The following is a 13,959-nucleotide window of genomic DNA, read 5'->3' on the forward strand; positions in this document are numbered from 1 at the left end:
GAGGGCAGGGCAGCCGCACGGCCCGGCGGCCGGGACGAGAAGGGCATACCGCAACGCTGGGGCGTGCCTCCGACAGCCGCAGCGGACCGGGACCCATGACAGAGGCCGGACCAGGCAGTCGTAGAGCGGGGCGTCTTCCCATGGGTGCGATGTCCCGACGCGGACCCAGCCCCATGCGCGGTAGGCCGAGCGTGCGGCTTCGGCTTCGGCTTCGGCTTCGGATGGGACAGATCGCCTTCACACAATGACCCTGGTTCAGGAGACGCGGGCCGTACCGCAAAAGGCACGGAGTGCGTCCGGGTACAGCGCTACGGTGGCAGCTCGGGCATGGGGTCACTCCGCTGGTCTGCTGAGCGTGTTGGTCGTATGCGGACATGGCGACAGTGAAGTCGTCCGGCTGGCAGCGCCGCCGCGCTACGTGGTGTCGGGCAGGAAAGAAGCACGGTCGGTTATGGGCAGGCCGGGGCACACAGCGAGAACGGTTGGTGGGGGACGAATGAGAGTTTGCTTTCTGATCGACGAAGATTGGAGCTCACCGAAGGCCGGGACCCGGGGATGGCTCACCATGAGGGAATCTCTGGTGCGAGCGTTCATGGAATCCGTTCCACGGCATAGGCGTCATGCCCGCTTTTCTACGGGTACTCTCCCACTGTGGCAGCTTGCTCAAGAAGTGGGCAGCGCCGAATCCGCCGCAAACGGCGTTCTCGGCGAGCACTGGGCAGTCTGGAGCACCTTCCTTGGGCCGGACCTTGCTAAGCACATCGCGTCATGTGATGTCGCGGGCATGGTCGTGGAATCCCTGACTCCGTCGGACGCTCGTGCTATGCATATCCGGCTAAAAAGCGTCGAATGGTATCTGGGGGCGGTGCAAGTGCGTCCGGAGATTCCGGAGCACTGGGCAGTGTTTCTGAAGAGCATCCCGAGCCGGTTCCGGATCTTCGAAGACTCCCTCTATTTGTTTCATAGAGGGTATGAGTTGGAAGTCGAGGATACTCGAGATCACGCGGAATTCCGGGAGTGGGAAGCTTCCGCCTTGTTCTCCTCCGTTCATTGGGAGGACTCCGGAGCGCGGGAGACCATCTTTGACCCGTATGACAACATGCAGCACTTTCGCAGGCTCGGCGAGGCGGACGAACTGCTCCATGGGCAGTTCTCATCCGCACTGGGTGAAACCCTGATGCGCTGCTCAGACCTGGACCCGAATCTCACTCAACGGTTGCATGCGGCTATCAAGGCGTTCGAGGGGCATGAGACGGCCGAAGAGTTGGCGCATGTGTCGGTGTCCTGTCGGCGATTTACGGAAAAGCTTGCAGACTGCCTTTACCCTCCGCGTGAAGAAAAGGTCGGTGGGCGAAAGGTCGGCCAGGCTGAGTATCGGAACCGTCTGTGGGCATACGTCGCGGAAAATGTCACCTCTGACACCACGCGTGAACTGCTCATCGCGAACGTCGAGGACTTGGGCAAGCGGATCGACAAGCTGGACGGGCTGAGTAATAAGGGCCTGCACTCCGACGTTTCATCCGCAGATGTGAACCGACTGTTGCTTTCGCTCCTCGTCGTGGCACATGACTTGATCTCGCTTCGACCGCCCGGCGGTGCGTTCTCGTACAAGCCGTACGAGACCACGATTCGTGCCTTCATGGAGGAGGTGCTGCACCAAGAAGAGCATCCGTCGCAGGGTAGCGAGGAATAGAACTGTCTAACTGGCTGCGTGCTTGACCCTGCCATGAGTGGCGTCCTCGAAGCCTGCGATGAATTCTCGATGCCTGTCCTCGATCCCCTTCGCGCTCTCCCACTCGGAGGGGGCGAGGCCTTCGGGCTCCTCCAAGGGAAGTTGGTCGAGGGCAATGAGGGCCTTCACCTGGCAGACGGAGGTGGTTTCTTCTACCAAATTTTCGATGTCTTCCTCTTCGGCTACGCCCTGAAGAACGGGCAGCCTGTACGTGGCGAAGCTGTATCCCTCGGCGTAGGGATACACGGTAACGATGGCCGCGCGCTCCCACATCGACGCAGTAGCGGGCTCGCCGTCAAGAGCATCACTGCAACCCTGCTCGTACGTATCGAGAGCGCGGCCCGGGTCTTTTCCGATCTTTTTCCTTGAGGGCGTTGTACGCCTCGGTCTCTTCGCTCGTGATCGGGACGCTCCCTGGGCTACTTGGGCTGGCATTCCAGGCCAGCGCCCTTTCTGCGTCCACGCGCTACTCGCCCCGTTGAGCCCTCGCCGCGAGAGCGGGGATTGCCTCGATCTTCTCCGCCGTGAGGTCGTTCCAGACGAGCCCGCGAGGCCGGCGCCGGTTGGGGCACTCGATCACCTCGTCCGGCGTCACGATGAGGTCCACGCTGAAGTCGTGCTCGGTCTCGGGGATTTCCTTGTCGATGACCTGAAGGGGGTGGACGGGCGCGACGATGACCGTCTCGTCCGTCACGAGGCGCGCCTCGATGAGGAGCGCCACCTCCAGGTCGGAGTATCCGGCCCCCTTGCCGATGCGCGCGCCGGAACGATTGACGGCCACGCTGCCGCAGATCACGACGTCGACGGGCCGCATGTCCTCGACCCCCACGCGGCGGGCGACCAGCGCAGCCCCCTTCTTCTCTGCCGCCTGTTCAGCCGATACCTCCAGCGTCTCCGGGTCGAGCAGGAAGAACGGCTGGAGGCTCGCCATCCTTGGAACGGCCATATAGAGGAGCTTGCCGTCCTTGAGCGCGCGCGTGCGGACCGGCAACTGTGCCCAGTCGGGGTTTGCCTTGACCGTCCGGGCCTGCTTCCACACATCCAGCTCAGCCAGGCGCTCGGCCGTCGCCTCCCCGCCGTGGAAGCCGGGGATCTTGCCGTACGAGCCCTCGGGCACCGCACCTTCATGCTCGAGCAGGCGCCACACCTGGTCGCGGACGGCTTCCTTGGCCTGGTCGATGTTGCTCACGTGCCCCTACCGGTCCCGTCAGATCGCTGCCATGAGAGCCAGGAGGCGGTCATTGATGTCCTGCACCCACGGTTCGTGCCGCCACTCCCGAAGCTCTCGACCAGCGGCGAATGCCAGGTTAAGACCGCCGCCCCCTCGTGTCAGCTCAACCGTGTCGATCGTCTGGTGCAGCGAGACAGCTGCTTCGTCGAGCTTGTGCTGACGGATCAGCGAGAGCGTGAGGTTACCGAGTGCGATTGCTTGGCTCTTCTGCTTCGCCCCCAGCCCTCCGGCTGTCGTGCGCAGCACCGGCTCGGCCCGCGCCGGCAGTCCGAGAAACAGGTAGCACGAACCAGCAAGCCGGTTGAACTCGTTGATCGTGTAGTACTCCGCGGCGACGTCGGCCCCGTCGACCCGGTCGAACTGTGCCTCGGCCTGCTTCAGTGCTTCCTCGCATGCCTTGAGCTCCCCGGACATGGCATGTCCCTCGGCGACGTGCAGCAGGGCGAGGCCCGTGAGCGACGGACTGGTGTTTTCGGCGACTTCGGCCGCTGCCGCGGCGAACGCCACCCCCTCTATTGGGTCCTTCCCGCCGTAGAGGGCGACGTAGCTCTTGCGCAGCGTCGCGTACGCCTCGGCGCGGACGTCACGGACCTGGCGGGCGGCATGAACGGCTTCGTCGAGATATCTGACCGGTGCCACGTGGTCGCGCCGCTGGCTCACGTCCCACGTGAGTTGTCCCAGGAACGTGGCCGACTCGGCTTCGACCTGCAAGAGCGCCCGGCGGACTCGCGGTTTGGCAGCGTTCTCCCGAAGGAACTTCACTTGGCCGTGTACCTGGCCGGCGGGGCCGAGAAGGGCCGTCGACGGCACCTTGTCGTAGCGCTCGTCGAGCTGGCAGACGCGTTCGTGCAGGTACGCCACGGCCACCAGATCGGCCGACGAGGGATGTTCCAGCATGTAGTTCATACGCTCGCTCGACGCGGACTGTGTGATTGTCACGTCATCGAGCAGAGACTGCAGTTCGTCAGCTGATACCTCGAGCACGGCTGCGAGCTTCGGCCGTACCCAGGGCTGAGGTTCCGTTTCGGCCCGCTCCCAGCGCACGACCGTCGATCGTTCAACGCCGAGGTGTTCGGCGAGCTTTTCTTGGCTGAGTCCCGCTGCTTTGCGACGCTTGGCAAAGCGAACGCGTTTTGCCGCCATCGCTCTTCCCTTCCGGATTCGGGGGGCCTCGCCACCATAGCCAGGCCACGGCCGTTTACGCAGGTCGACGGCGGTCCTGCCACATTCTTGCCTCTTTCCTGCCCCACTCATGCTCTGGGTTTTGGCAGACCAAGGGACTTTTCTGGCTACTACGCCGATCCCCCGGTGGCCGGGGCCTACGGGCCGCCCAGCCGGAACCGGCTTCCCCAGGAGCCCAGGAGGAGTCCCATGCGCCCCGCGATTTACGGGTACATGCGCCTCGTCAGCAGCGACGAGACCGATGACGAGACCGAGTGCGTCAAGCGCGAGTTGGTCGAGTACGCCGCACGCGAAGGCTTTGCGCTCGACCGGGTTTTCACCGAATGCATCCGGCGGTCCGAGCCGGTGTTCCACGTCATGCTCGAGGCGTTGAAGCGCCACGAGGTCAAGGACATCCTCGTGCCCTCGCTCTGGCACTTCGCGCGGCTGCCCGGCCTCCAGAACGCGATGCGTCAACACATCGAGCAGGAGACCGGCGCCCGCGTCTGGGTTGTGCAGGGACGGCGGCCATGAACAACGTACGCCCCGTGGCCTACGCCTACCTGTACGTGGCCCCCGACGCCGATGACGACACCTCTTGGAGGCTTGAAGCCGAACTCAGGCGCTACGCCGACGACCAGGGCTTCGACCTCGCCGGCCTTTTTTACGAGGACATCACCGGCTGCTTCGCCTCCTGGGAGGCGCTGAGGCAGGAGCTCCGTCAGGTGAACGCCCACCACGTCATCGTGCCGTCCTTCTCCACTTGACGCGGCACGAACTGCTTCTTGAGCACCTTCTGGACCGTTTGGAGCGGGGAGGGAGAGCCGAAGTCCACGAGCTGCGTCCTCGGAAGTGATCGGAACCCGCACATCAGCAACCCAGGGTCACTGCGCGCGTCGTGCGGCAGGGCCCGCTGTGACCCAGTACCGCGCGCAGGTCATCACCGCCATGGTGACGGGCGCCTCGCTCTTGAGCGTCCTCGTCGTCGCAGTGACCCGCTGACCCCTCGCTCCGGCCGGTCGCCTGACCGGAGGAACGGGCCCTGGACGTATCGCGCGGTGCGCCCGGGGTCCACCCTGTTCGCCGTCCCGGCCGTGCTGCTCAACCCAGTACGCCGGGGTTATCCAAACCTCTTCCAGGGAGGCGTTCGTGACCGTCAATGTCGATGCTGTCTCAACTCGCCCGGACCTCGCCCCGCCGGATCTGGCCGAGGTCTTCGGCCACGCCTGCGCTCAAGTCCACCGCACTGCCGCGGACATATGGCCCGGTGAAGCCGTGACTTTGGAACGTCACATCCCGAGCACCACCGGATACGTGCACCAGACCCGCGTCGGGGACCGGATCCTGTACGCGAAGACCTCGATCCTGGGCGTCTCTCTTGTCTCCCTGCTCCGGGGTGCCTGTGGCCCATGGCCCGCTGTCCGCCGGGCTCAGCGGGCGTACGCCATGCAGCTTGACGGACTGATGACGCGCGAGGCCGCGCAACTCCAGGTCCTCGCCGAGATGGACCGGCCCCAGGTGTGCACCGTCGCCGGAGTGAGGGAGGGCGTCATCTTCACCGAGCCGGTCACCGGTCCGTCCCTGGGGGAGGTGCTGCTCACGCGGCCGGCCGACACCTGCGCCCTGCTCGTCCGCACCTTCGACGAGCTGCGCCCGCTGCACCGGCCGGGCGCCGCCCACCGCCTCGCCCTTGGTGGCGCGATCGGCGAGCGCAGCATCGCGGGGACCTTCCTGCGGAAGTTCAACGGCCTGTCCGGCGAGACCTACCTCGACAGGCTCGGAGCGGAGCGGTGCGAGCCGGGGGCGCGGGCCGAGGTCATCGAGCTCGCGCGACGCAGTGTCGTGCGGTTGCGGAAGCTGCGGGTGGCGCTGCCTGGCTCGGTAGGGACGTCCCTGGCCTACGGGGATCTGAAACCCGAGCACGTGCTCTTCACGCATGGGCCCGACGAGCGGCCGGTGCTGCTCGACCCTGGCATGTTCCGTGCGAGCCCGATGGTCGACATCGCGAAGATGATCAGCCGAACCGTTCTCCTGCTCGCCGCCCGACGACCTGACCTCGAGACGGCGCGTCAGGTCGTCGAGGGCATCGGGGCCTTCACCGAGCAGCAGGCCGGTCGGCAGGCCGGCCGGGAGCGCAGCGCCTGGGAACGCGGCCTGCTGACGCTCTGGATGATGGACACGGTCAACATCCTCGCGACCTACCTGTCCGCGCCGGCGGTCCTGCCGTTGCCCGGCGTCGCCTTGGCCCTCGTCGACCGCGCCGTCCCGGTGTGTCGGCTCGTCGACGAGGTGAGTGCCGACCTCGCCGAACGGCCGGCCGGGCGGGGTCCTTGGGAGCGTGCTCTTGTTCGTGCGTGGGCGGTCGCCTCATGACGTCCGTGCCGATGGCCGTCGGCCTCGTTGGCAGCGGTGCTGTCGGGCAGGCCGTCGGCGGAGCGCTCGTGACCGCCGGCGTAGGAGGTCGGCTGCTCGTTGCCTCGCGTACCGACGAGCAGTCGGGCGCCCTGGCCGACGATCTCGCCGATATGCAGACCGCGGTCGGCTCGCCCGTACGTCCGATCGCCGCGGCGACCGGCGACCTGAGGGACTGCGAGGCCGTCGTCATCGCCGTGCGAGCGAGCTTCGTCAACACCCGAGGCACCGACGTTCGCATGGGCGGGGCGCGGGCGAACGCGCAACTGATCGGCACGCTCGCCTGCGAGCTGCACGGGTACACCGGCACGGTGCTGATGGTGACCAACCCGGTCGACCTGATGGCCCGCCGCTTCGCAGAGGTTTCCGACTGCCGACGGGTTTTCGGCATCGGCTCGGGCCTGGACACCGCCCGGTACCGGCTCACCCTGGCCCGGCTGCTCGGCGTCCCCGTCGCCGAGGTGAAGGGGCATGTGATCGGCGAGCATGGCGAGGCGGCCGTGGTGTGCGCCTCGTCGACCACCGTCAACGACGAGCCCGTCCCGGTCCCCCGTCGAGCGATCCGGGCGATCAGGGACGAGCTCACCCAGCGGCCCGGCCGGATCAACGCCGGCATCGGCCGCACCCGCTCCGGACCGGCCGGGGCCGTCGTCACCGCCCTCCGCCTCGCCCTCGCTGTCGAGGACGGGGTGACCGAGCTGTCGACCGGGTACGGGGACGACTTCCTCGGAATCCCGTTGCGGTTCACCCGGGGCGAACCCGTACCGTCCATGCCTCCGCTCGACCCGGTCGAGGCCGGCGAGCTGGAGGCCGCCCGCGGCAAACTCCGCGCTGCCTACCAGATGGTGAGCGGCATCCCGCCGCAACCGCTTCCGTCGGAGAGGAATCCGTCGTGACCACTCACGCTGTACGCCTTGAGGCCGCCGGCGCGGCCGTGACCGTCGTGTCCGCCGAGCGCGCCGTCACCGACTGGACGGCCCGCTACTTCGGGCAGTGGTGGAAGGCCTCGGAGGTAGCCCCGGAAAGCGTTTGTACGGGCCCCGTCGTCGTTGCCCAGGTGAGCCCCGGCGCGTACGCCGACGCCGCCCTGGAGGTCACGCAGAGGCCCCACACGAGCGCCGTCCACGCGAAGGCGCGGCTCCTCCTCGCCCGCGACGAGGCCGCCGGCGTGATCCGCGGCGTCTCACCGGAGGAGGCGCTGGCCTACCGGTCCGAGCCCGCGGTCGGGCGCCTGACGGTCATCGGCTGCGCCACCGAGCCGGTCGCGACGGCGACCGCCCGCCTGGCCCGTGAGGTGATGCGGGGGACGCTGCTGAGAGCGGGCTGGTCGGTGCTGCACGCGTCGGCCGTCGTCCACGAAGGGCGGGTCATCCTCACTTTCGGTCAGAAGGGCGCCGGCAAGACGACGACAGCGCTCGTGCTCGCCGCTCGGCGGGGGCTCGCGCTGCTGGCCAATGACCGGGTCTTCGTCCGCCGGAACCGCAGGGGCGGCGTCGACGTCCTGCCCTGGCCGTCGGCCGCCGCGCTCGGCCTGGGTCTGCTCGACGGCCTCGGCTGGTTCGAGGTGGTGCAGGAGCGGCTGGAAAGCGGGGAGGCGCTGCACCCGACGCAGGACGGCCGTGTCACCGAAGCGCTGCGCGCCGGCCGCCGCGAGCCGTTGTGGGAGGGCGGGAAGGAGTTGAAAGCACAGGTCTTCCCCGATCAGTTCCCGAGCTGGTTCGGCGTGCCGCTCGCCACGGGCGGGGTCGCCGGCGCCCTGGTGTTCCCGAGGACCGAGCAGGGGGCCGTCCCGGCCGCCGAGGACGGCGACGGGCGCGGGCTGACCGACAGCGACTTCATGTCGGGCAGGACCGAGGACCGGTACCCCGACGTCTTCGAGCTCGCCCGGGTCGACGGAGGTGGCGCGGCCGACGCCCGGCACGAGGTGCTTCACCTCCTGGCGGAGCTCCCTCACCACGCGGTCGTCCTCGGTCACGATGTCGAAGGGAACGCCGACGTCCTGGCGAAGGTGACTGGCTGCGCCTGACACGCGGCGAGGTGTACGGCGAGGTGCGCGCCGCGCCTTCTTGCTGCCCCGGCCGTGTTCTCGCGGACGGGGCAGCCTTGCTCGCCGTCCCCCGGGTCAGGCATTGAAGTGCTGCTGGAGTACTGGTGGACGCGGGAGTGCCGTCAGCGGACCGGATGCCCGAGCAGCATCGTCGGCGCCCCAGCCACCCGGGTCAGGAACACGGTCGCCGCGTGCGGCCCCTGGGGCTTGACCTTGCGGCGCAGCTCCTCCGGTTCGACGGCCGAGCCGCGCTTCTTCACGGTCAGCGTGCCGACGCCGCGCTCCCGCAGCAGCGCCTTCAGCTTCTTGACGTTGAACGGCATCAGATCGGTGATCTCGTACGCCGTGGCGTACGGCGTCGGCCGCAGCTCGTCCGCCGTGACGTAGGCGATCGTCGCGTCGAGCAGTCCGCCGCCGACCTGGTCGGCCACCTCGGCGACCAGATGGGCGCGGATGACGGCGCCGTCCGGCTCGTAGAGGTACCGGCCGGGCGTGCGGACGTCCGGGTCGAGCAGCCGGCGGGAGAGCAGGGTGCGCGGGCCCGGCAGCAGTGTCGCCCGCACCGCGCCCGGCTCGGTGCCGAACCACAGCACCGCCTCCTTGACGTCCCCGCCGTCGGAGATCCACTCGGCCTCGGCGCCGTCGGGCACCGCCTCGTGCGGGATGCCGGGCGCCACCTTCAGCGCGGCGGCCCGGGACGCCGTACGGGCCGCCCGCACGGCCCACGACAGGGGCGGCGAGTAGGCCTCGGGGTCGAAGATCCGGCCCCGGCCGCCGCGCCTGGCGGGGTCGACGAAGACCGCGTCGTACCCGCTGGTCTCCACCTCCGCGACATCCCCCTCCCGCACCTCGATCAGCCCGTCGAGCCCCAGCGCCTCGGCGTTGGCGCGGGCCGCGGCGGCCGTCGCCGGGTCCCGGTCCACCGCCAGCACCCTGATCCCGGCCCGGGCCAGCGCGATCGCGTCCCCGCCGATCCCGCAGCACAGGTCGGCGACGGAGGTCACGCCCAGTGCGGTGAAGCGCCGGGCGCGGTACGCGGCGACACTCGCCCGCGTCGACTGCTCGACCCCGTTGGGCGTGAAGAACATCCGCCCGGCGTCCTCGGCCCCGAACTTCGCCACCGCCCGCTGCCGCAGCCGGGCCTGGCCCAGGGCCGCCGAGACGAGGTCGGCCGGGTGGGTGCGGCGCAGCCGGGTGGCGACGGCCAGCTCCTCGGCGGGATCGGTGTCGCGCACCTGGTCGAGCAGGTCGCGGCCGGCGGGGGTGTCGAGGGCGAGGAGGGCGTCGAGGTCGTTCACCGGGCCATTGTGGGCCAGGCGGTGGACCGTTCACCTCCGGTCGCGTGTCGGGCGGGCTGACGGTCCGGCGGCTGCGAGGATCCGGCACCATGCGAGCAGTAGTACAAAATGACAAAAATCGGGTACGTCGCAGGAGGGGGGCGCGCGTCCGTGGCGGTCTCGCCGTGCTCGCCGTCGCCACTCTCGTCCCGGGCTGTGCGCTGGGCTCCTCCGAGGTGCGGCCCGCCGCCGGCCAGCCCCTCAAGGCGCCCCCGGCCCGCGCGCTGGACGCCTACGCGAGCAAGTTGCGCGCCGCGCACGCCGCGGCGAAGCGCTGGGGGCTGAAGCGGGCCCCGCTGCCCGCGCCCCCGCCCCCGTCCCCGGCCGAGAAACCGGAGATCCCCACCCGCGACGGCTTCGAGGTCGACGACCACGCCGAACGCGGCCTCCCGCCGGTCTTCACCACGGTCCCGACCAAGGAGAAGATCGTCTTCCTCACCATCGACGACGGCGGCGAGAAGGACCGCCGCTTCCTGAAGATGATGAGCGACCTGAAGGTCCCGTACACCGCCTTCCTCAGCGACTACCTGGTGAAGGACGACTACGCCTACTTCAAGAAGATGCAGGCCCGCGGCGTCACCCTGAACAACCACACCCTCACCCACCCCTACCTGCCCGGCCTCTCCTACGCCGAACAGAAGCGCGAGATCTGCGGCATGCAGGAGGTGATCCGCAAGCAGTACGGCAAGCGCCCCGCCGTCTTCCGCCCGCCCTTCGGCAACTACAACCAGGACACCCTGGTCGCCGCCAAGAGCTGCGGCATCACGCACGTCCCGCTGTGGAACGAGGAGGTCTTCGCCGACCACTGGGACTACCGCGAGTGGGACCGCGAGATCCACCCGGGCGACATCGTCCTCACCCACTTCCGCGGCACGAAGGACTGGGACGGCACCATGCGCGACATGGTCCGCCGCTTCCTGGACAAGATCACCGCCGAGGGATACGCGGTGGCCCGCCTGGAGGACTACCTGTGAGGCGGCGCCGGGCGGCCACGGCGGGAGCCGCCCTGGCCGCCGCCCTGCTCACCGCCTGCGCCACGGCCCGTGCCCCCGCGGCGGGTCCCGGAACGGGCGGGGGCCCGGCAGGCGACCTGCCGCCCGTCGTCGACCACGTCCCCACCCGCGACCGCGTCGTCTTCCTCACCTACGACGACGGCGCCGAACGCGACCCCGGCTTCCCCGCCCTCGTCCGCGACCGGCGGCTGCCGGTCACCCTGTTCCTCACCGACAAGGTCGCCGGACCGGCGTACGGCCACTTCGCGCGGCTGCGCGCGGTCGGCGCGAGCCTGCAGAACCACACCCTCGACCACCCCGCCCTGCGGGGCCTGCCCTACGCCGGTCAGCGCGCCGAGATCTGCGGCCAGCAGCGCAAGCTGAAGTCCCGCTTCGGCGTCCGCCCCCGGCTCTTCCGCCCGCCCTACGGCCGCTACGACACGGCGACCCTGCGGGCCGCCGCCGGCTGCGGCATCACGGCGGTCGTCCTGTGGCGGGCCGCCCCGGACGCGACCGGCGCCCTGACCTTCACCCACGGCGAGCCCCGCCTGCGCCCCGGCGACATCATCGCCGTCGACCCGGACCGCCCGAAGGGGGCGTCCCTGACGGAGCGTACGGAGCGGGTGCTGCGGCAGATCGAAGGGGAGGGGCTGAGGGTGGGACGCCTGGAGGACTACCTGTGACGTCCCGGCGACGCTCACGCCGGGACCTCGCAGAAACCGCGCCCACCGGCGAATCCCCGCCGACGCGCCGCCGGCATTGGCACTCCGCTTGACCGAGTGCTAATCGCGGTCATAGTCTCAGGTCTGGCACTCCCCCCAGGAGAGTGCCAACAACGCGACGGGCAGGTCCGGCACCCGCGACGACGGATCGACCTGGTCGCCACCTCAGACAGTTAACCCCGTGAGATCTCCGAAGGGGGAGGTCGGATCGTGACGACCGCCAGCTCCAAGGTTGCCATCAAGCCGCTCGAGGACCGCATCGTGGTCCAGCCGCTCGACGCCGAGCAGACCACGGCCTCGGGCCTGGTCATTCCGGACACTGCCAAGGAGAAGCCCCAGGAGGGCGTCGTCCTGGCCGTGGGCCCGGGCCGCTTCGAGGACGGCAACCGTCTTCCGCTCGACGTCTCCGTCGGTGACGTCGTGCTCTACAGCAAGTACGGCGGCACCGAGGTGAAGTACAACGGCGAGGAGTACCTCGTCCTCTCGGCCCGCGACGTCCTCGCGATCGTCGAGAAGTAATTCACCCGAAGCACATCGCTTTTCAGCTGCGCCCCTGGCCCCCGCCACCACCAAGAAGCCGGGCGCCCGGGGCGCAGCGTCGTTAACCCACATTCCGGAAGAGGGCTCACGCTCCCATGGCGAAGATCCTGAAGTTCGACGAGGACGCCCGTCGCGCCCTCGAGCGCGGCGTCAACAAGCTCGCTGACACGGTGAAGGTGACGATCGGTCCCAAGGGCCGCAATGTCGTCATCGACAAGAAGTTCGGTGCCCCCACCATCACCAACGACGGTGTCACGATCGCCCGTGAGGTCGAGATCGAGGACCCGTACGAGAACCTGGGCGCCCAGCTGGTGAAGGAGGTGGCGACCAAGACCAACGACATCGCGGGTGACGGCACCACCACCGCCACGGTCCTGGCCCAGGCGCTGGTCCGCGAGGGCCTGAGGAACGTCGCCGCCGGTGCCTCCCCGGCGCTGCTGAAGAAGGGCATCGACGCGGCCGTCAAGGCGGTCTCCGACGACCTTCTCGCCACCGCCCGCCCGATCGACGAGAAGTCCGACATCGCCGCGGTCGCCGCGCTGTCCGCGCAGGACAGCCAGGTCGGCGAGCTGATCGCCGAGGCGATGGACAAGGTCGGCAAGGACGGTGTCATCACTGTCGAGGAGTCCAACACCTTCGGTCTGGAGCTGGACTTCACCGAGGGCATGGCCTTCGACAAGGGCTACCTGTCGCCGTACTTCGTCACGGACCAGGAGCGCATGGAGGCCGTCCTGGAGGACGCCTACATCCTGATCAACCAGGGCAAGATCTCCTCCATCCAGGACCTGCTGCCGCTGCTGGAGAAGGTCATCCAGGCCAACTCCTCCAAGCCGCTGCTGATCATCGCCGAGGACGTCGAGGGCGAGGCCCTCTCCACCCTGGTCGTCAACAAGATCCGCGGCACCTTCAACGCGGTGGCCGTCAAGGCCCCCGGCTTCGGTGACCGCCGCAAGGCGATGCTCCAGGACATGGCGGTCCTCACCGGCGCCACGGTCATCTCCGAGGAGGTCGGCCTCAAGCTCGACCAGGTCGGCCTGGACGTGCTCGGCACCGCCCGCCGCATCACCGTCACCAAGGACGACACCACCATCGTCGACGGTGCCGGCGACAAGGCCGACGTCGAGGGCCGCGTCAACCAGATCAAGGCCGAGATCGAGGCCACGGACTCCGACTGGGACCGCGAGAAGCTCCAGGAGCGCCTCGCCAAGCTGGCCGGCGGCGTGTGCGTGATCAAGGTCGGCGCCGCCACCGAGGTGGAGCTGAAGGAGCGCAAGCACCGTCTGGAGGACGCCATCTCCGCGACCCGCGCCGCGGTCGAGGAGGGCATCGTCTCCGGTGGTGGCTCCGCCCTGGTCCACGCCGTCAAGGTCCTGGAGGGCAACCTCGGCAAGACCGGCGACGAGGCCACGGGTGTCGCGGTCGTCCGCCGCGCCGCCGTCGAGCCGCTGCGCTGGATCGCCGAGAACGCCGGCCTGGAGGGTTACGTCATCACCTCCAAGGTCGCCGAGCTGGAGAAGGGGCAGGGCTTCAACGCCGCCACCGGTGAGTACGGCGACCTGGTCAAGGCCGGCGTCATCGACCCGGTGAAGGTCACCCGCTCCGCCCTGGAGAACGCCGCCTCCATCGCCTCCCTCCTCCTGACGACCGAGACCCTGGTCGTCGAGAAGAAGGAAGAGGAAGAGCCGGCCGCCGCGGGCCACAGCCACGGCCACGCCCACTGAGGCTGCGCGAGCCTTCCGGTGCCCGGTAACCCCTGCGGGGGTGCCGGGCACCGGCGTTCCCGGG

14 protein-coding genes are annotated in these 13,959 nt (G+C 69.0%); 10 read left to right on the plus strand and 4 right to left on the minus strand.

The window, feature by feature from the left end; translation table 11 throughout:
• The first annotated feature begins 670 nt into the window (after positions 1-670).
• Positions 671-1,693, plus strand: coding sequence for a hypothetical protein (locus J7I94_RS14315; protein ID WP_215167445.1), 1,023 nt, complete (start codon positions 671-673; stop codon positions 1,691-1,693).
• Positions 1,694-1,699: 6 nt separating this feature from the next.
• Here the strand turns inward: J7I94_RS14315 and J7I94_RS14320 are convergent, their stop codons facing one another.
• From J7I94_RS14320 to J7I94_RS14330, 3 genes are read right to left on the minus strand one after another with little or no spacing between them, the layout of a single operon-like run.
• A complete protein-coding gene (locus J7I94_RS14320; RefSeq protein ID WP_215167446.1) occupies positions 1,700-2,167 on the minus strand; it encodes a hypothetical protein in 468 nt (155 codons plus the stop codon).
• A gap of 31 nt (positions 2,168-2,198) precedes the next feature.
• Entirely contained in the window at positions 2,199-2,921 is a 723-nt protein-coding gene (locus tag J7I94_RS14325) for a 5-formyltetrahydrofolate cyclo-ligase (protein ID WP_215167447.1), read from the minus strand.
• A gap of 18 nt (positions 2,922-2,939) precedes the next feature.
• Positions 2,940-4,106 (minus strand): helix-turn-helix domain-containing protein, encoded by a 1,167-nt coding sequence (locus J7I94_RS14330; RefSeq protein WP_215167448.1) that lies wholly within the window; start codon positions 4,104-4,106, stop codon positions 2,940-2,942.
• 228 nt (positions 4,107-4,334) lie between these two features.
• On the opposite strand from J7I94_RS14330, the gene J7I94_RS14335 reads away from it, so the two are divergent.
• The 5 genes from J7I94_RS14335 to J7I94_RS14355 all read left to right on the plus strand — a co-directional run bounded on the left by J7I94_RS14335 (position 4,335) and on the right by J7I94_RS14355 (position 8,562).
• Positions 4,335-4,658, plus strand: a complete 324-nt coding sequence (locus J7I94_RS14335; RefSeq protein WP_215167449.1) for a recombinase family protein — start codon at positions 4,335-4,337, stop codon at positions 4,656-4,658.
• A complete protein-coding gene (locus J7I94_RS14340; RefSeq protein WP_215167450.1) occupies positions 4,655-4,891 on the plus strand; it encodes a hypothetical protein in 237 nt (78 codons plus the stop codon). Before J7I94_RS14335 ends, J7I94_RS14340 begins: the two co-directional genes overlap by 4 nt.
• A 508-nt stretch (positions 4,892-5,399) precedes the next feature.
• The gene (locus tag J7I94_RS14345) at positions 5,400-6,497 is read left to right on the plus strand and encodes a phosphotransferase (protein ID WP_215167451.1); all 1,098 of its coding nucleotides are present in this window, start codon (positions 5,400-5,402) and stop codon (positions 6,495-6,497) included.
• Positions 6,494-7,432, plus strand: a complete 939-nt coding sequence (locus tag J7I94_RS14350) for a lactate dehydrogenase (RefSeq protein WP_215167452.1) — start codon at positions 6,494-6,496, stop codon at positions 7,430-7,432. Before J7I94_RS14345 ends, J7I94_RS14350 begins: the two co-directional genes overlap by 4 nt.
• On the plus strand, positions 7,429-8,562 hold the full coding sequence (locus tag J7I94_RS14355; RefSeq protein ID WP_308114568.1) for a hypothetical protein: 1,134 nt from the start codon (positions 7,429-7,431) through the stop codon (positions 8,560-8,562). Before J7I94_RS14350 ends, J7I94_RS14355 begins: the two co-directional genes overlap by 4 nt.
• 143 nt (positions 8,563-8,705) lie before the next feature.
• On the opposite strand, the gene J7I94_RS14360 is transcribed toward J7I94_RS14355, so the two are convergent.
• On the minus strand, positions 8,706-9,881 hold the full coding sequence (locus tag J7I94_RS14360) for a methyltransferase domain-containing protein (protein WP_215167453.1): 1,176 nt from the start codon (positions 9,879-9,881) through the stop codon (positions 8,706-8,708).
• 89 nt (positions 9,882-9,970) lie between these two features.
• On the opposite strand from J7I94_RS14360, the gene J7I94_RS14365 reads away from it, so the two are divergent.
• The 4 genes from J7I94_RS14365 to groL all read left to right on the plus strand — a co-directional run bounded on the left by J7I94_RS14365 (position 9,971) and on the right by groL (position 13,895).
• Positions 9,971-10,894: a polysaccharide deacetylase family protein gene (locus tag J7I94_RS14365; RefSeq protein ID WP_215167454.1), complete on the plus strand. Its 924-nt coding sequence runs from the start codon at positions 9,971-9,973 to the stop codon at positions 10,892-10,894.
• The gene (locus J7I94_RS14370) at positions 10,891-11,595 is read left to right on the plus strand and encodes a polysaccharide deacetylase family protein (protein ID WP_215167455.1); all 705 of its coding nucleotides are present in this window, start codon (positions 10,891-10,893) and stop codon (positions 11,593-11,595) included. The genes J7I94_RS14365 and J7I94_RS14370 overlap by 4 nt, the downstream gene beginning before the upstream one ends.
• 249 nt (positions 11,596-11,844) lie before the next feature.
• Positions 11,845-12,153 (plus strand): co-chaperone GroES, encoded by a 309-nt coding sequence (gene groES / locus J7I94_RS14375; protein ID WP_019329594.1) that lies wholly within the window; start codon positions 11,845-11,847, stop codon positions 12,151-12,153.
• A 116-nt stretch (positions 12,154-12,269) separates the two neighbouring features.
• A complete protein-coding gene (gene groL, locus J7I94_RS14380; protein WP_215167456.1) occupies positions 12,270-13,895 on the plus strand; it encodes a chaperonin GroEL in 1,626 nt (541 codons plus the stop codon).
• Positions 13,896-13,959 lie beyond the last annotated feature (64 nt).

The sequence above is a fragment of the Streptomyces sp. ISL-12 genome, assembly GCF_018614415.1.
In the GTDB taxonomy this organism is placed as follows: domain Bacteria; phylum Actinomycetota; class Actinomycetes; order Streptomycetales; family Streptomycetaceae; genus Streptomyces.